Origin of the sequence: Sulfitobacter delicatus, from assembly GCF_900102535.1 — a bacterium.
GTDB lineage: Bacteria > Pseudomonadota > Alphaproteobacteria > Rhodobacterales > Rhodobacteraceae > Sulfitobacter > Sulfitobacter delicatus.
The window spans coordinates 164,001-180,587 of the sequence record NZ_FNBP01000001.1; the positions used below are offsets into that span (position 1 = coordinate 164,001).

General features: G+C 60.0%; 19 protein-coding genes and 1 tRNA gene. 10 read left to right on the forward strand and 10 right to left on the reverse strand.

Annotated elements, in window-relative coordinates; all coding sequences use genetic code 11:
• Positions 1–4: 4 nt before the first annotated feature.
• Positions 5–1,450, reverse strand: coding sequence for a pyruvate kinase (pyk, locus tag BLS57_RS00905; RefSeq protein WP_093738237.1), 1,446 nt, complete (start codon positions 1,448–1,450; stop codon positions 5–7).
• Between the two features lie 154 nt (positions 1,451–1,604).
• Between pyk and BLS57_RS00910 the strand changes: the two genes are divergently transcribed.
• Both BLS57_RS00910 and BLS57_RS20015 read left to right on the forward strand, forming a co-directional pair.
• A complete protein-coding gene (locus BLS57_RS00910; protein WP_093738239.1) occupies positions 1,605–1,916 on the forward strand; it encodes a DUF1244 domain-containing protein in 312 nt (103 codons plus the stop codon).
• Between the two features lie 156 nt (positions 1,917–2,072).
• On the forward strand, positions 2,073–3,083 hold the full coding sequence (locus tag BLS57_RS20015; RefSeq protein WP_093738241.1) for a calcium-binding protein: 1,011 nt from the start codon (positions 2,073–2,075) through the stop codon (positions 3,081–3,083).
• Here the strand turns inward: BLS57_RS20015 and BLS57_RS00920 are convergent.
• Positions 3,080–3,538 carry a MaoC family dehydratase gene (locus BLS57_RS00920; RefSeq protein WP_093738243.1) on the reverse strand — a complete coding sequence of 153 codons (459 nt, stop codon included), beginning with the start codon at positions 3,536–3,538 and terminating at the stop codon, positions 3,080–3,082. The genes BLS57_RS20015 and BLS57_RS00920 overlap by 4 nt on opposite strands.
• Before the next feature lie 105 nt (positions 3,539–3,643).
• Here BLS57_RS00920 and BLS57_RS00925 point away from each other — a divergent pair, with 105 nt between their 5' ends.
• Positions 3,644–4,087 (forward strand): DMT family transporter, encoded by a 444-nt coding sequence (locus tag BLS57_RS00925; RefSeq protein ID WP_093738245.1) that lies wholly within the window; start codon positions 3,644–3,646, stop codon positions 4,085–4,087.
• 3 nt (positions 4,088–4,090) lie between these two features.
• Here the strand turns inward: BLS57_RS00925 and BLS57_RS00930 are convergent, their stop codons facing one another.
• The 3 genes from BLS57_RS00930 to dgcN are packed head-to-tail and all read right to left on the reverse strand — an operon-like array spanning position 4,091 to position 6,923.
• On the reverse strand, positions 4,091–4,951 hold the full coding sequence (locus BLS57_RS00930) for a D-amino-acid transaminase (RefSeq protein WP_093738247.1): 861 nt from the start codon (positions 4,949–4,951) through the stop codon (positions 4,091–4,093).
• 2 nt (positions 4,952–4,953) lie between these two features.
• Complete coding sequence (gene dgcA, locus BLS57_RS00935; protein WP_093739107.1) at positions 4,954–5,919, reverse strand: N-acetyl-D-Glu racemase DgcA; 966 nt, start codon at positions 5,917–5,919, stop codon at positions 4,954–4,956.
• Positions 5,920–5,921: 2 nt separating this feature from the next.
• Positions 5,922–6,923, reverse strand: a complete 1,002-nt coding sequence (gene dgcN, locus BLS57_RS00940; protein ID WP_093739109.1) for an N-acetyltransferase DgcN — start codon at positions 6,921–6,923, stop codon at positions 5,922–5,924.
• A gap of 246 nt (positions 6,924–7,169) precedes the next feature.
• Between dgcN and BLS57_RS00945 the strand changes: the two genes are divergently transcribed.
• On the forward strand, positions 7,170–8,129 hold the full coding sequence (locus BLS57_RS00945; RefSeq protein WP_093738249.1) for an L-malyl-CoA/beta-methylmalyl-CoA lyase: 960 nt from the start codon (positions 7,170–7,172) through the stop codon (positions 8,127–8,129).
• Between the two features lie 153 nt (positions 8,130–8,282).
• Positions 8,283–9,245 carry an acetyl-CoA carboxylase carboxyltransferase subunit alpha gene (locus BLS57_RS00950; protein WP_093738251.1) on the forward strand — a complete coding sequence of 321 codons (963 nt, stop codon included), beginning with the start codon at positions 8,283–8,285 and terminating at the stop codon, positions 9,243–9,245.
• On the opposite strand, the gene BLS57_RS00955 is transcribed toward BLS57_RS00950, so the two are convergent.
• Positions 9,242–9,688, reverse strand: a complete 447-nt coding sequence (locus BLS57_RS00955) for a GNAT family N-acetyltransferase (protein ID WP_093738253.1) — start codon at positions 9,686–9,688, stop codon at positions 9,242–9,244. The genes BLS57_RS00950 and BLS57_RS00955 overlap by 4 nt on opposite strands.
• Before the next feature lie 300 nt (positions 9,689–9,988).
• Here BLS57_RS00955 and BLS57_RS00960 point away from each other — a divergent pair, with 300 nt between their 5' ends.
• Complete coding sequence (locus BLS57_RS00960) at positions 9,989–10,294, forward strand: DUF2059 domain-containing protein (RefSeq protein WP_093738255.1); 306 nt, start codon at positions 9,989–9,991, stop codon at positions 10,292–10,294.
• 3 nt (positions 10,295–10,297) lie between these two features.
• Here BLS57_RS00960 and BLS57_RS00965 read toward each other — a convergent pair whose 3' ends face one another.
• On the reverse strand, positions 10,298–10,948 hold the full coding sequence (locus BLS57_RS00965; RefSeq protein ID WP_093738257.1) for a GntR family transcriptional regulator: 651 nt from the start codon (positions 10,946–10,948) through the stop codon (positions 10,298–10,300).
• A gap of 49 nt (positions 10,949–10,997) precedes the next feature.
• On the reverse strand, positions 10,998–11,684 hold the full coding sequence (locus BLS57_RS00970; RefSeq protein WP_093738259.1) for a M48 family metallopeptidase: 687 nt from the start codon (positions 11,682–11,684) through the stop codon (positions 10,998–11,000).
• Between the two features lie 111 nt (positions 11,685–11,795).
• Between BLS57_RS00970 and BLS57_RS00975 the strand changes: the two genes are divergently transcribed.
• The 3 genes from BLS57_RS00975 to BLS57_RS00985 all read left to right on the forward strand — a co-directional run bounded on the left by BLS57_RS00975 (position 11,796) and on the right by BLS57_RS00985 (position 14,100).
• Positions 11,796–12,125: a TIGR02300 family protein gene (locus tag BLS57_RS00975; RefSeq protein ID WP_093738261.1), complete on the forward strand. Its 330-nt coding sequence runs from the start codon at positions 11,796–11,798 to the stop codon at positions 12,123–12,125.
• A 98-nt stretch (positions 12,126–12,223) separates the two neighbouring features.
• Positions 12,224–12,299 (forward strand) — tRNA-Ala (locus BLS57_RS00980).
• 265 nt (positions 12,300–12,564) lie between these two features.
• Complete coding sequence (locus BLS57_RS00985) at positions 12,565–14,100, forward strand: site-specific integrase (protein WP_167356356.1); 1,536 nt, start codon at positions 12,565–12,567, stop codon at positions 14,098–14,100.
• Positions 14,101–14,218: 118 nt separating this feature from the next.
• Here the strand turns inward: BLS57_RS00985 and BLS57_RS00990 are convergent, their stop codons facing one another.
• Together BLS57_RS00990 and BLS57_RS00995 are read right to left on the reverse strand one after the other, a co-directional pair.
• Complete coding sequence (locus tag BLS57_RS00990) at positions 14,219–14,887, reverse strand: DUF6236 family protein (RefSeq protein WP_139186605.1); 669 nt, start codon at positions 14,885–14,887, stop codon at positions 14,219–14,221.
• 347 nt (positions 14,888–15,234) lie between these two features.
• Positions 15,235–15,468 carry a hypothetical protein gene (locus BLS57_RS00995; RefSeq protein WP_093738267.1) on the reverse strand — a complete coding sequence of 78 codons (234 nt, stop codon included), beginning with the start codon at positions 15,466–15,468 and terminating at the stop codon, positions 15,235–15,237.
• Between the two features lie 150 nt (positions 15,469–15,618).
• Here BLS57_RS00995 and BLS57_RS01000 point away from each other — a divergent pair, with 150 nt between their 5' ends.
• On the forward strand, positions 15,619–16,281 hold the full coding sequence (locus tag BLS57_RS01000; RefSeq protein WP_093738269.1) for a recombinase family protein: 663 nt from the start codon (positions 15,619–15,621) through the stop codon (positions 16,279–16,281).
• Positions 16,282–16,587 lie beyond the last annotated feature (306 nt).

The window sequence follows — 16,587 nt, forward strand, 5'->3', positions numbered from 1 at the left end:
CAGGCTACTCTGGATCAGAGGCGTAAATCAAACGTTCGTCACAAGGGGCCACACGCAGGATATTCGTGCTGCCTGGAACGTTGAACGGCACCCCGGCGGTGACGACGACATGATCTTCAGGCCCCGCATAGCCCTCTGCCAAAGCCGCTTTTGCTGCACTGATCACAGCCAGTTTGAACCGGTCATGCCCATCCGTGATGATACAGTTCGTCCCCCAGCTCAGCGCCAAGCGCCGTGCGGTGTTCACCATGGGCGACATCGCAATAATCGGCACCCGAGGCCGTTCACGGGCGGTCAGCAGGGCAGTGGTGCCGGATTGGGTGAAGCAACAGATCGCTTTGATATCCGTCGTCTCGGCAATCTCGCGGGCTGCGGCAACGATGCCGTCCGCCACGGTGGTGCGGTCAGCCTTGCGCGACGATTCGATGATCTGCGTATAGGTCGGGTCGGCCTCGACCTCTTGGGCGACGTTGTCCATCGTGGTGACCGCCTCAATCGGATAGTCGCCCGCGGCGGATTCAGCGCTAAGCATCACCGCGTCCGCACCCTCATAGATCGCCGTCGCCACGTCCGAGACTTCGGCGCGGGTCGGCATCGGGCTCTCGATCATCGATTCGAGCATCTGCGTCGCCACGATCACCGGCTTGGCTGCTGCACGGCATTTGCGTACCAGACGTTTCTGGATCGGCGGCACGTTCTGCACCGGCAGTTCGACCCCCAGATCGCCGCGCGCGACCATGATCCCGTCGCTGACCTCTAGAATATCTTCAAAACGCTCCACCGCGGCGGGCTTTTCAATCTTCGACAGAATCGCGGCACGCCCTTTGACCAACTCGCGCGCCTCGGTCACATCCTCGGCCCGCTGGACAAAGCTCAGCGCCAACCAATCAACGCCCAATTCGCAGACGAACTCCAGATCGGCGCGGTCCTTCTCGGACAAGGCCGCGAGCGGCAGCAGGACGTCCGGCACGTTCACGCCCTTACGGTTGGAGATCACCCCGCCCGTGATAACCTCGCAATTGGCGAAATCCTCGCCACAGTCGCGCACCTTGAGCCGGATTTTACCGTCATTGACCAACAGGCTCGCGCCCGGCTCCAAGGCGGCAAAAATCTCGGGATGCGGCAGGCAAACGCGGGTCACGTCGCCCGGTGTCTTGTCGAGATCGAGCCGGAAATCCGCGCCTTCTTCAAGGGTCGGCCCCTCGCCCTCAAACACGCCCACACGCAGCTTCGGCCCTTGCAGGTCGGCCAAGATACCAATTGCTCCACCGGTCTCCTCCTCCACCTCACGAATGATCCGGTGCTTCTCGCGGATCTCGTCATGGCTGCCGTGGCTCATGTTGAGCCGGAAGACATCCGCGCCCGCTTTGTGCAATGCGCCGATCATCTCGCGGGTCTCAGAAGCCGGCCCCAGCGTGGCCACGATCTTTACATTGCGCAAACGTCTCATATCTGTTCCTTCGTGTCCTGTGCCGCCCGTGGGGGCAATGTTACCGGTAACATCGGCTCACATGCGGCGTATCGACCGTATGACTGCCTGTCAAAGGTTTCATTAGAATGACGGCCCGCAACGGTCCCGTCTAGCGCTATGAAAAGGAAAGCCCATGCCCAGCCAACAAGAGATCGAACTCCAGGCCGCCGCCTTTCGCCGGTTGCAGAAGCATCTGATGGAAGACCGGACCGATGTGCAGAACATCGACATGATGAACCTCGCCGGCTTTTGCCGCAACTGCCTGTCGCGCTGGTATCAAGAGGCCGCCAATGAGCGCGGGATCGAGATGGGGAAGGATGAGGCGCGCGAGTTGTTCTATGGGATGACGATGGATGAGTGGAAAGCGAACTATCAGACCGACGCGGACGCCAGCCAGAAGGAAGCGTTCAAGAAGGCCTTCGACGCGAACGTATCGAAAAAGTAATGGGTGATTGTCGCAGGATCGGCGGCAATTGAAGGCTTGGCGACCCAACTCACCAGCAAAACGGAAACAATATCGAGGGCAAAACGGCTCTAAAACCTTGATTGGTTAACAGTTTGGGCGGACCATACCGACCTTGCTGCCCATAGGGAGTGTCTTATGTTAGCCCTTTTCGCCCTTCCCGTTCTGCTTGGCCTTGGCCTCTTTGTGATCATTGACGACGATACAGACACGGCGGACGACCCTCCCGACGGGCCGATGCCCGACCCCGAGGATCCGGCAACCGATCCATTAGAAGTTCCTGACGACGTCTTGGTCTTTCACGGGACCCAGGGCGATGACGACATTATCGCGCGGGACGCAGGGGGCTTTATCGCAGCCCTCCGAGGCGATGACACGGTGACTGGCAGTGACAACACCGACGACATCGCGGGACGCCAAGGTGATGACGAGATTGACGCCCGCGGTGGCGATGATCGCGTTTGGGGTGACGGCGGAGATGACCTTATTCAATTAGGTGACGGAAACGACCGGGGCATTGGCAGCATCGGCGATGACACTATCGACGGCGGAAATGGAGCAGACCATATCAGCGGGGAAGACGATAACGATCTACTACGCGGCGGCGCGGGCAATGATACGGTTACCGGCGGATATGGCGATGACCTGATCCACATGGGTGCGGGCGACGATAGTGGGGCAGCCTATGGTGATCAGAGCTACGGTGACGATACGGTCTATGGCGGTGCGGGCGACGACTTGATCCTTGAGGGACGCGGCACAAACCTCCTCTTCGGTGAAGCAGGCGATGATGAAATTCGATCTCTGGATAGTGATGGACTTGGCGAAGACATTGTCGACGGGGGCGCAGGAAACGACAGCTTGTTTCTCGACTATGGCGACCTGGCCACCGGAGGGGAGGGCGAGGACCTCTTCGCGGTGGACAACGAAGGGGATTCCCCGATGGCGCCCGTGGTTATTACGGATTTCGACACCGATGAAGACATGCTCGCCTTCACAGCCGGGGGCAACTTCCCTGTCGCATTGAGCTATAGCGAATCCTATGGTGCCGTTGTCGCCTCTTCCCCTGATTATGTGCTGGCGGTGCTTCAAGGCCTTAGTGACGCGGATATCCCGAATATCTCACTGGTGAACCTGGCCGCCGCTTAGAATGAATAGAGCACCAGCCAATCGGCCTTCAATGCAGGCCTCTCGGCCCCCTCAATCTCAACCGTGGCGGCGAAGCGGGTCATCAGATTCCCCCGCCCCCGCGTCTGGGCCTCGGCCAGTGTGAACCGCCCCCGGATGCGTTTGCCCGAATGCACGGGCGCGATAAAACGCACGCTGTCGAATCCGTAGTTCACCGAAGCTTTCGCCCCCGCCATGACCGGTAGCGCGCCGTAGGCCATGCCTGACATCATCGACAGCGTCAGCATGCCATGCGCCACGGTGCCGCCAAAGTCGGTCTGAGCCGCGCGCTCGGGGTCGACGTGAATAAACTGGTGATCTTCCGTCACATCTGCAAAGGCATCGATGCGCGCCTGATCCATGACGAACCAAGGCGAGACACCCAATTCGCGCCCGACTGTTTCTTGCATCTGCTCTTTGCTGATCTCGTCACGCATGCGCTTCCCCTTTTTCGCCACTTAGACAAATCGGTCGGCTTTCCGAAAGGGCTTTGCATCCGCCGCCGCATTTCACATGCTAAGCAAAACCGGAATGGAGACGCCATGAACACCCCCATCCTCGCCCTTGTTATCGTCGCCGTCGCCGGTGCTGCTGTCGCGTTGCAGACTCCAATCAACGCCGCCCTTGGCCGCAATATCGGTAGCGGTGTTGCGGCGGCGGCGGTGTCCTTTGGCGTGGGCTTTGCCGTCTTGCTCGGGGTGCTCGTGCTGCGTGGAGAACTGACCGCTCTGCCCCGCATCACCGCAGTTCCACCCGTGCTCCTTCTGGGCGGCGTGCTGGGGGCTTTCTACGTCTGGTCAGTGCTTTGGGCGATTCCGGCATTGGGGGCGCTCACGGTGATCTCGGCCCTGATCTTTGGCCAGCTTACCGCCGCTCTGGTGATCGATGCAGCGGGGCTTTTCGGCCTTGCGGTCCAAGCTATCACGCCTACGCGTATCGCCGCCGCCGCGCTGGTGGCGGCGGGGCTGGTGTTGTCGCGGTTCTAGACCTTAGATCGCAGTCTTGCGCATCTCTTCGAGATAGATTTCGCGCAGACGCGGGGCGAGTTTGCCCGGCGCACCACCACCGATTTTCGCGCCGTCAATCTCGACCACCGGGGTGACAAAGGCGCTAGCCGAGGTGACAAATGCTTCATCCGCCTGCTGCGCTTCTTCGATAGTAAAGTTACGCTCCTCCACCTGCATCTGCGCCTCACGCGCCAGCTCCAGCACGGCCTTCCGGGTGATGCCATGCAGGATATCGCTCGAGGTTTCGCGCGTGACGATCTTGCCGTCCTTCACGATATAGGCATTGTTCGATGTGCCTTCGGTGACGAAGCCATCCTCGACCATCCAAGCATCCTCGACGCCCGCCTTCTTGGCCATCATCTTGCCCATCGACGGGTACAGCAGTTGCACCGTCTTGATGTCACGGCGGCCCCAACGGATGTCTTCAATGCTGATCACGCGGATGCCGTCACGGGCCGCCGGGTTGTCCGCGAGGCCGGGCTTTGACTGGGTGAACAGCACCAGCGAAGGCGCGGTGGTTTCCGGGTCGGGGAAAGCGAAATCGCGGTCACCGTCAGACCCACGGGTGACCTGAAGGTAGATCAGCCCGTCTTTGATTTCGTTCAGGCGGACCAATTCGCGGTGGATTTCCAGCAGTTCTTCGGTCGTCGCAGGCGCGCGCATGTCAAGCTCGTTCATCGAACGGGTCAGGCGTTCGGCATGGCCGTCAAAGGCGATCAGCTTGCCGTCGAGCACGGAAGTGACCTCATAGACGCCATCGGCCATCAGGAAACCGCGGTCAAAAATCGAGACTTTGGCTTGATCTTCGGGCAGATATTCGCCGTTTACATAGACAGTTCGCATGGTCACCCCCAAAGCGCGGCCACGGGGGGATGCACGCCCGCGCCGTCAAATTTCAATGCATTGTCACGGTCTTCGGCCAGAAGCAGCGGCCCGTCAAGGTCCACGACCTTGGCCCCCTGCGCGACCAGTGTCGCCGGGGCCATCGCCAGTGATGAGCCAACCATGCAGCCCACCATGACGTCAAAGCCGTCGGCCCACGCCGCATCGCGCAGCGCCAGCGCTTCGGTCAGCCCGCCTGTCTTGTCGAGCTTGATGTTAACCACATCGTATTTGCCTTTGAGGCCGGACAGGCTGCCGCGGTCATGGCAGCTTTCATCGGCGCAGACGGGCACCGGGCGGTCCATGCCCAAGAGCGCTTCGTCCTCGCCTGCGGGCAGCGGCTGTTCGACGAGCGCCACGCCGAGCCGGACAAGATGCGGCGCAAGATCGGCATAGACGTCCGCCGACCAGCCCTCATTGGCGTCGATGATGATCGTGGCATCGGGCGCACCTGCACGCACGGCCTCAAGCCGGGGCATGTCGTCGGGGGTGCCGAGTTTGATTTTTAGAAGCGGCCGATGCGCGTGTTTCGCGGCTTGCGCGCGCATTGCCTCGGGCTCATCCAGGGAAAGCGTATAAGCGGTAATCTCCGGCCCGGGTGCGGGCAGCCCCGCAAGTTCCCAAACGCGCTTGCCGGCGCGTTTGGCTTCCAGATCCCACAGCGCACAGTCCACCGCATTGCGCGCGGCCCCGGCGGGTAACAGATCATAAAGCGCTTGCCGCGTGATATCCCCCGGCAGGCCGGTGATCTCTGCAGTCACCGACTCCAGCGTTTCATCATAGCGCGCATAGGGCACACATTCGCCCCAACCGGTCACGCCGTCCTCGGTCACGCGGACGGTTAGCACTTTGGCCTCGGTCCGCGAGCCGCGGCTGATGGTAAACACCTGAGCCAGCTTGAACGTATCTGCGGTAACCTCGATCTGCATGCTCACAGCGCCGCCAGCGCATCGGCCAGACGCGCCGCCCCTTGGCGGAAGGGGTCGCAGGTGGGCAGGCCCATGCGGTCTTCGACTTCTTGAAGGTAGGCCAGCGCCTCCTCCTCAGACATGTGGTAGGTATTGACGGAAATGCCCACGACCTTGCAGTCGGGGTTGGCCACCTGCGCCAGCTGCAGCGATAGATCGCGCAGCGCTTCGAGGCTCGGCAGGCTGTAGCCGGGCAAGCCGCGCATGTGCTCGCGCGTGGGCTCATGGCTGAGAATCAGCGCATCAGGCTGGCCGCCGTGGATCAGCGCCATAGTCACGCCGGAATAGGAGACGTGGAACAGGCTGCCTTGCCCTTCGATGATGTCCCAATGGTCATCGTCATTGTCCGGCGTCAGATATTCCACCGCGCCCGCCATGAAATCCGCGATGACGGCGTCCAGCGGCACGCCCTCGCCGGTGATCAGAATGCCGGTCTGGCCAGTGGCGCGGAAGCTGCTTTTCATGCCCTTCTCGCGCATCGCCTCATCCAGTGCGAGGCCGGTGTACATCTTGCCGACGGAGCAATCGGTGCCCACCGCCAACACCCGCTTGCCGCGGCGTTTGACGCCATCGGCGATGGGGTATTCGACTGACGGCACGCGTACGTCATGCAGCGTCGCACCGCTTTTCTCAGCGGCGGCGACCAGATCGGCCTCGTCGCGCAGCAGGTTGTGCAGGCCCGAAGCAATATCGAACCCCATGTTGAGCGCTTGGACCAGCACCTCTTTCCAAGCCGCGCTGATCTTGCCGCCGCGGTTGGCGACGCCAATCACCAACGTCTTGGCGCCTGCCGCCTGCGCCTCAGCCAGCGTCATGTCGGTCAGACCCAGATCCGCTTTGCAGCCATCCATGCGGAACTGGCCGACGGCGTTATCAGGACGCCAGTCCTTGATGCCTTGGGCAACCTTGGCGGACAGGTGATCGGGCGCGTCGCCCAGAAACAGCAGATAGGGGGTTTGAATCATGGCAGGTCTCCGGCATTGGTTTGAGCGCATTTTGCGCGTGAGAATATGCAAGTACGTCTCATTGTCGATGCCTTTCGCGTGCAGCGCGCTGAAGTCAGCCAGCATTTACCTCAAACTGCGCAAAAATCTTGCACGAGAGTTCTGCAGCGCAGAATGCTGCGCTTGCGAAATCGACTTGCGATTGGCGACGCAATTTCATACCAGATTGACGAACCTGAATGAAACAATATTACCCATAGGTGCCTTATGAGCTTCCGTATCCAGCCCGCCGCCCCTGCCCGCCCAAACCGCTGCCAGTTGTTCGGCCCCGGCTCCCGCCCGGCGATCTTTGAGAAAATGGCGGCGTCGGATGCGGATGTCATCAACCTTGATCTCGAAGACAGTGTGGCGCCCTCCGACAAAGACAGCGCGCGCGAAAATATCATCAAAGCGATCTCCGAGGTCAATTGGGGCAACAAGACGCTTTCGGTGCGCATCAACGGTTTGGACACGCCCTATTGGTATCGCGATGTGGTCGATCTGCTGGAACAGGCCGGGCCGCGGCTGGATCAGATTATGATCCCGAAGGTGGGCTGCGCGGCGGATGTCTATGCCGTTGATGCGCTGGCAACCGCAGTGGAGACGGCGATGGGCCGCGAGAAGAAGATCAGCTTTGAGGTGATCATCGAGTCAGCCGCGGGCATCGCCCATGTGGAGGAGATCGCCGCCTCTTCGCCGCGCTTGCAAGCGATGTCGCTGGGGGCAGCGGACTTTGCCGCTTCCATGGGCATGCAGACAACGGGCATCGGCGGCACGCAGGAAAACTATTACATGCAGCGCGAGGGACAAAAGCATTGGTCCGACCCGTGGCATTGGGCACAGGCGGCGATTGTTGCAGCCTGCCGGACGCACGGCGTGCTGCCGGTCGATGGACCCTTTGGCGACTTCTCAGATGATGAAGGCTTCCGGGCGCAGGCGCGGCGTTCGGCGACACTGGGCATGGTCGGCAAATGGGCGATCCATCCTAAGCAGGTGGCCTTGAGCAATGAGGTTTTCACCCCATCGGAGGAGGCCGTGGCCGAGGCGCGGGAGATTCTTGCGGCGATGGATGAGGCTAAAGCCAAGGGCGAAGGGGCCACCGTTTATAAAGGGCGTTTGGTGGATATTGCCAGCATCAAACAGGCTGAGGTTGTGGTGCGGCAGTCGGAGATGATTGCCGGGGGCTGAGCCTTTTGGCAGGCCGCCGGGGGCGCTGCCCCCGGCCCCCCGCGGGTATTTATGAAAGAATGAAGGTAAAGGGGGCGGCGCGTCTTGCCCAAACCCGCGTTGCAAACCGGCGCGTTGCGCTCCATATACACAAGCAACAAGCCGGAGCATGTAATGACCCAATATCTGGATTTCGAAAAACCACTGGCCGAGATTGAAGGCAAGGCGGAAGAGCTGCGGGCGCTGGCCCGGTCCAATGAAGAGATGGACATCACCGCTGAGGCGCAGGCGCTGGATAAAAAAGCGGCAGTGATGCTTGAGGATCTTTATGGGTCGTTGACGCCGTGGCGGAAGTGTCAGGTGGCGCGCCATCCTGAACGGCCGCATTGCAAGGACTATGTTGAGGCGCTGTTTACCGAGTTCACGCCACTGGCGGGGGACCGGAACTTTGCCGATGACCATGCGGTTATGGGCGGTTTGGCGCGGTTCAATGACATCCCGGTCATGGTGATTGGCCATGAGAAGGGCAATGACACCAAGAGCCGGATTGAGCGCAATTTCGGCATGGCGCGGCCCGAAGGTTACCGCAAGGCGGTGCGTTTGATGGAACTGGCGGACAAGTTCAACTTGCCGGTGGTGACCATTGTTGACACGCCGGGCGCCTATCCGGGCAAGGGGGCCGAGGAGCGCGGCCAGTCCGAGGCGATTGCGCGCTCGACGGAGAAATGCTTGCAGATCGGCGTGCCGCTGATCAGCGTGATCGTGGGTGAAGGCGGGTCTGGCGGGGCGGTGGCTTTTGCCACGGCGAACCGTGTCGCGATGCTGGAACATTCGGTTTATTCGGTGATCACGCCCGAGGGCTGCGCCTCGATCCTGTGGAAAGACAGCGAGAAGATGCGCGAAGCTGCCGAGCAGATGCGTTTGACCGCTGAGGAGCTTAAAACCCTTGGCGTGATCGACCGGATCATTCCCGAGCCGATGGGCGGCGCGCATCGCCATGCTGAACAATCCATCGAAGCTGTGGGCAAGGCGATTGCCGCGATGCTTAAAGAGCTCGACGGTAAGGATGGCAAGGCGCTCGTGAAAGACCGCCGGACCAAGTTCCTTGAGATGGGTCGCAAGGGGCTGGCGGCTTAAGCCAGCTTTACCCGAAATCGTGGATCAGGCGCGATCTGGTCAAACCCGGCGCGGCGGTAGAACGCCTGTGCGCGCCGGTTCTGCAGATCCGTGCCGACCGTGACATAGACGCACCCTTGTCTGCGCGCGTGTTCGAGTGCTGCTTGCACTAGGGCGCGGCCCACCCCCTTGCCTCGCGCCGTATCGCAGACGAAGAGATGGTGGAGGTCCATCCCTCGCGCGCCAAACTGTAGCTGCATCTGCGGGCAAAGCGCCGCGTAGCCATGCAGCCCGGTGGTGCCTTCCGCAACCAGCAAGGTGACCCACGGAGCGGGGCCGAGGCTGTCGCGCTCAAGCGCCGCGAGGCTCAGCGTCGCGGCATCGCCGTGGTAGGCGGCAAGCGCGTGGGCGAGATCAAGAACCATTGGTAGGTCAGGCTTCGTCGCAGGGCGGATATGGGGCATGTCGTCTCTTTCTGTGATCACCACAGGGAGACAAGCAAAGCCGCGCTGTGGCGGCTGTTGGATATGGGAAGGGTGCCGCGCCGGTTAGGAGCGGGGGTAATAGACTGTTGAGGTGAAAGTCTTTTCCATGGCGATACTCATGCGCACGCCCGGCGCATCTGTCAAGCGCCGCGCAAGTCATTCGTGAAACGGTGTGATTTGAAAATACTCCCGAACACTCCGATATTAGTAGCACAGGGTGTCTGCGACACCTCTTCGCCGCCGGGCGCCCTTTATGTTCACGCAACAAGGGAGCCTGTCATGTATAAACGCATCCTCACCTCTGCCCTGCTCTTTGGGATGGCCTGCACTGGCCCGCCCGCTTGGGCCCAGTCCTGCGCGCCGCGCGCTGCTCTCGTCACGCAGTTGGAAACGGCATATGGCGAGACCCTGTCGGCCCGTGGCTTGCAAAGCGCAGAATCGCTGATCGAAGTCTTTGCCTCTCCTCAAAGCGGCAGCTTCACTGTGCTGATGAGCCGTCCCGATGGCGTGAGCTGCATTATCTCAACTGGTACACATTGGCTGATCGAACCGGCGCCGCCGGCAAAAGATGGCGTGACCGGCTAGAGGTTAGCTGGCCAACATCCGCAGGCCTTGTGTCACATCTGAGCGCACGGCCAGCCGCAGGCCGGGTTCATCCCCGGCCCGCAGTGCTGCGATAATCAGCCGGTGGAAATGCGGCGGCTCGGTTCGCCGCAAACGGCCATAGAGCGCGCGCATAGTTGGGCCCATTTGCAGCCAGACGGTTTCGGCCATGGCCAGCATCGCGGGCGCTTGGGCGCGGAGGTACAGCGTGCGGTGGAATTCCAGGTTGGTGCGGATATAGCTGACCGCATCGCGGTGCGCGACGGCTTCGGCGATGTTGGTGTTGATCGTCTGCATCCGCTCGATCAGCGCCATATGGGCGCGCGGCAATGCGCGGGATGCCAGTTCGACTTCCAAGAGTGCCCGCAGGGCGGCCAGTTCTTCAATCCTCTCGTTACTAAGCTCGGGCGTCGAGATGCGTCCTGAGGTCGACATGGTCAGCGCGCCTTCAGCCGCCAGCCGCCGCACCGCTTCGCGGGCGGGGGTCATTGAGACCTCGTATTCACGGCCAATCCCGCGCAGGGTCAAGGCATGGCCCGGTGGCAGGTCGCCATGCATGATGCGCGAGCGCAACCCGCGGTAGACACGGTCATGGGCCAGCGGCGTGGCCTCGACGGGGCGAGGGCTTAGGTTCATGGTTTGGTTGTGATCACAAAGCTGGCGTTGGTCAAGTACCGCGGGGTGGTCAGAACTTGTAGCGGTGCAGCCCACCACCGTGATCGCGCAGCCATTGCCGGGGGGCTGCGTAGTCGCCATAGATGCGCGTGACCTCGGCCCAGAAGGCGGGTGAGTGGTTCATCTGCGCCAGATGGGCGACTTCATGGGCCGCGACATAGTCGAGCACCTCGGGCGGGGTCATAATCAGCCGCCAAGAAAACATCAGCCCGCCGTCGCTGGTGCAAGACCCCCAGCGAGAGCGTGTGTCGCGCAGGGTCAGACGGCTGTAGGGACGGCCCAGACGGGCTGCATAGTCGTCGCAAGCACCAGCAAGCCGATCCCGCGCCACTTCGCGGAGATGCGCCGCCAAACGCTTGCCGATACTCTCAGGGGCACCAGGGACGATGATGTCCTGATCCCCGATCCGCACACCGCGCCCCTGCCCTGCTGCAACGCGCAGCATTTTGCCGCCGAGGGGCAATTCGGCACCGGGGGCGACAATCACGTCCTCCCCCCGCTCGGCCAAATGTTTGCGAATCCAGTCTTGCTTAGTCTCGGCAAAGTCCAAGGCTTCGCGCTCTGGTAGCCGTTTGGGCATGGTTAGCGTCACCCGCCCGTCCAGCTGCGAGATGCGCAAAGAGATGCGCCGGGCACGCGCTGAACGCCGCAGGGTCAGGGGAATCGGCGGGTTGCCGGGCAGCACTGGGTCTTTCATTACCGAGGCAACGTCCCTAGATAGTGGCCAAAGCCTTTGACAGTGCCCCCCTCATATGGCACTTGGCCGGAATCATCTACACGCAACAGTAATATTATAAAGGGGTGTTTCATGCCCAACGAAGAATGGGGAACCAAGCGCCTGTGCCCCACTACGGGCAAGCGCTTCTATGACCTCAATAAAAATCCGATCATCAGCCCCTACACGGGCGAAGAGGTCGAGGTCGACAATTCCAAGTCCCGCATGATCGCGGCGGATGCCGAGGATGCGGTCACAGCCAAGGCTAAGAAGGGCGACAAGGCGGACGACGAGACTCTGGTGGATGACGACGACACAGTCGATGTCGATCTGGACGACGATCTGCTGGATGACGACGATGACGATGAGGATACAGTTCCCCTCGATGATATCGCCGAAGTCGCGTCGGACGACGAAGACTAATTAATCGGCGGCGGGGTCAATTTTCCGCTTGATCCCGCCTCCGCCAGCGCCTAGTTAGCGGCGCATAACGACCCGGATCACACGATACGATCCACGATGGGGCCTTAGCTCAGCTGGGAGAGCGCCTGCATGGCATGCAGGAGGTCAGCGGTTCGATCCCGCTAGGCTCCACCAAATCTTTACAGTTCAGTATGTTAGTTGAACATTAGAGTGGTGTGACACATAGGTGTGACACACAATGAAGCTACATGCGTATCTGACCAAATCACGACACGGCATTTTCTACTTCCGCTGGCCGCAGCTACAGGCGGACAGAACAGCCCCCCGCAAAAGTCTGCGATTGTCCCTCCGTACGAGGTGCCCAAGGGAGGCTGGCAGGTTGGCCAGACATCTTGCAGTGTGCGGTGACGAACTTAACCGAAGCACGACAGGGACTGGCATGAAGTACGCTGAACTCCGCGCGATGGCTCACGCCTACTTTCAAGCACAGCTAGACGCCTCCATTGAGCGACGCAGTGCCATAGGGCCGCTCACGGCGGAGGAAAGGCAAGACGCGGAGCGATCACTAGAAATACATGAACTACCAAATAGCGACTTCTGGCAGCTACTTGGGCGTGAAAACGCAGAGAAAGAGTTGGCTAGGTTCGGCGCTGGCACCGGCATCGAGCTAGGGCAGCAAGGGTCGAGAATACCGGTAATCCTCGATGAGATAAGGAAGGCTAAGGTTAGCATGATTAAGGCTGGGCTAGAGTATAACCAGTCGCTGGATCACTATGTATTTACAACGCCTCAGAGCGCCTCTCTGGAAGCCAAAGCGCGTGACACGGGAGGTGTCCGGCGCAAAACCCCTGCAGCCCCTCAGGGGGGCGATGTGACGGGCTCTGGGCCCCTCCTTTCGACGCTGTTCGCTGAACGCAGAGCCGAGGCCGAGAAGGGTGGTGAGTGGTCACCAAAACTTCTGGACGACTATCAGAGGTGGACGAGCCTTTTCATTGAACTGTTCGGGGATAGACCGCTCTTGGAGTACAGGAAGCCCGACGCAAGGGCATTCAAGGAAGCACTGAGCCAGTTACCTGCCAACAGCACCAAGTATGCCCAGACTAAGGAGCTATCCACACGTGAAGCTATAGAGGCTGCTAAGACGCACAACATGGCCACGCTTTCCACTAGCACCATCAACAAGGCGCTCGGACGCATGCAAGCCTTATGGAATTGGGCTGACAAACAACTCGACGCACCGGTTAGCGACATCTTCGGCCCAATGAAACTGGCGACCAGAGGTAGTGCCCGGACAGAAGCGAGCCCATTTAGCAAGGATCAGCTTCAAGTCATTTTTAGCAGCCCCCTGTTCACGGGATGCAAATCCGAGCGGCTTCGCACACAACCGGGCCTCACAGACATGAGTGGTACAAGTTGGTACTGGCTTCCCCTACTGGGCCTTTTCACAGGCGCGAGGCTGAACGAACTTTGCCAGCTGCGGATCGAGGACGTGGACGAAGATGGGGGTATACAGCGCCTGCGCTTTCGTCAAGGTGATGAGACCCAGCGCATTAAAGGCGGAAAAGCCCGCGAGGTGCCTTTGCACCCGGAACTGCTCAGGCTTGGCTTTTTGAAATACGTACGGGCCAAACGTTCAGAGGGTCACGAGCGTGTATTCCCCAACCTTACAATCGATAGGTCAGGCTACTACTCCGACAGGTCGTCCAAGGACTTCAGTAGCTACATCACGAAGCTGGGCATCAAATCGGACAAGACTTCCTTTCACTCCTTCCGACACAACTTTAAAGACGCCTGTCGCCATGCCGGTGTTCCGCCTGACATAAACGATATTCTGCTCGGACATGCGCTGCCCGGTATGGCGGGGCGTTACGGCGATGGAAGTGCGCCCTTGGAGCTATTGTACGATGCAGTCGCTAGGGTTCAGCATGCAGGACTGTCGTTGCAACACCTCAGAGGCTACACTCAGGTCAGATAGGACAGCCCGGTGGGCGGCCCTGGATCGCCTACCATCCCGCCAAACCATTGCTACACGTGCAGAAACGACTGGGGCATGTTTCTGTTTGTCCCACCTAATTGGCCGATATGAACTCTAGTCAAATCGCTGCCGCACTTATCGCATAGGCGTATGGGTTGCTTCCATGCTTGGCGCTGACAGTAGCCGCCACTGCCGTATGCAAGACGGTCGCTCCAGCACCGGCGAGAAAGGCCTTATCGATTGGAACGCCGACCATGTACGTGACGCCAGCTGGCCAGAGGCCGTTAATGATGAACGCCGATGAGAGGTCCTTAAGCGCCCTGACGGTCCATCTCTCACTGTAGACCTTCTCTAGGTCGCTCAGAGCCGTCCGTAAGTCCATAAGTGCAAGGCCCAGCGCGGTCGCGTCGTCTTTATTGTGGATATATTTACCGGCCAAGAGGCTTATCTCAGAGTGCAATCTATCTAACTGTTCCTTGCGTTTCGCCTTAAAGTCTAAGAGGTCCTCGTAGGGCACTTCTCTATCGGGTACCGGCAGAGCCTTCCTGAGCGTCACTTCCACTGATGCCGTGGGGGAGGCGCTACGCCGTAAGAACCCCGAGGCCTGATCTGACAGAGTGTCTCGATCAGGGGAAGTCAGCGGAAGGACGGACCACAGCTCCCCGTCTCGTTTATCAAGGGCGCTAAGGGTGTCCGAGTACTTCTCTAGCATCACTGGGATGTCTAGCTCCGTGAAGGAGTTCTCGGACTTAATGTCTACGCTTTCAGCAATGCCGAGGTCCGTCATTCGGTCCACTGCTGCATCATATTGCGGTGCCATACCTCTAATCGCGACGGGTGCGTAGACCTTGTCCCAATATAGTATGGCCGCAGGTGCCGCTTGGAGGAAGGACCCATCTCCGACTACCGCAAAGCTGGTTCCGGTGCGCTTCCGTGAGAGAGCGATTGGGGGGAGCATAACACCACGTTGCATCAACTGTCCTCTCGCCCTGCGTCGGATTGAAGCCGGCAATCGGAAACTCCCAATTCCCGGCAGATTTTTTCGAGCCCCGATCTATCTGCTCGCACTGCTATATTTCCCCCGTGGGGTAGGCTCTGTGCGCCTTCGCGCTCACAATAGCCAATCCACTAGGCTTAAGCCAAGTGTTCCCTCAATGCAGTCTTAGCGTCAACGCGGACATCTTCCGCCGCAAGAAAGTCCTCCACCGTATACGACTTGCTGCCGGAGTTGGTTTTCAGGCTTGGAGTGACGTGGCTCCAGTCATGTAGAACTTCTTGAGAGCCGTCGGGCTTCGTTTCGAGGTAATACCAGTCTTCGTAGTTATCCATGGGGCCTTTGACCCGCTTGTAGAACTGTGTTTTTGCCATGGGCTGTCCTTCTGTGTTTCTCGTAAAGGTAGAGGTCCTTATGTTGGAGAGCAAGGCTTCATGGCGCCGTAACAGTCACAACCATCGTTGACATTTGCAACATACCGCTCGATGCTGCCTGAGAAGACAGTCAGAGGGTAGGGCCGGGACATGCAGGAATACGTCATCTACAAGCGCGTAAGCACGAAAGAACAAGGTAGGAGCGGACTAGGGCTGGATGCACAAGAGCGCGACATCGACCTATACCTTGACGGGTTTAGTGCAGAGCCATACCGAGTTTTAGGCACCTTCACAGACGTGCTGAGTGGCGCAAATGCAGATAGGCCGGAACTCTCCTCTGCGCTCAATCTGTGTCGCAAGGCAGGTGCCACCCTTTTAGTTAGCAAGTTGGACAGGCTGTCCCGCAAGGTCTCGGTCATCGCCACCCTTATGGAAGACAAGCGTGTCAGTTTTCGGGTTGCCCAGATGCCTTATGCAGACAACTTCCAACTGCATATCTATGCAGCCTTGGCGGAGCAGGAGCGGCTATTCATTTCCGCACGGACCAAGGCGGCCTTAGCCGAAGCGAAGGCACGTGGTGTGCAGCTCGGCGGCCTACGTGACACGACCATGCGCCGCAACGCTGCAGTTAAGGCGAATGCCGAAGCGCGCGCTAAGGACGTGGCAGGTATCATCAAGCCGCTTAGGGATGCCGGCAAGCCCTTGCGAGAAATCGCGGAGCACCTCAACCGGGCAGGCGTCCGGACTGCCAGAGGAGGCAGCTGGCAAGCGTCACAGGTAATGCGTGTTCTGAACCGGATCAATGCGGCATAGGAGTTTGGCCAAGACCGAAGTAGCAAGACCAAGTTAGTCGAGTTTTCTGGCCATACAGGACCATTAGGACCGCCGGGCCGCCAGTGGGCGTCATGGAGCGGAAAGGCGCCTCTGCGGACCGCCCAGGGGCTGTGCGTAGCATTCATACTAATAGGGCTCCCCCATGCTTACAGGCCTGGCCCGACTTCGGGCAGCCTGCCACTAGCAATGCGGCTCAAGAGGCGAATGGCTTGCCCCTGACACATAGGAACCCACCAGAAAGCCTCTAACGCTCACCAGACGCAGATCGGCAAAGGGCAGCACGGG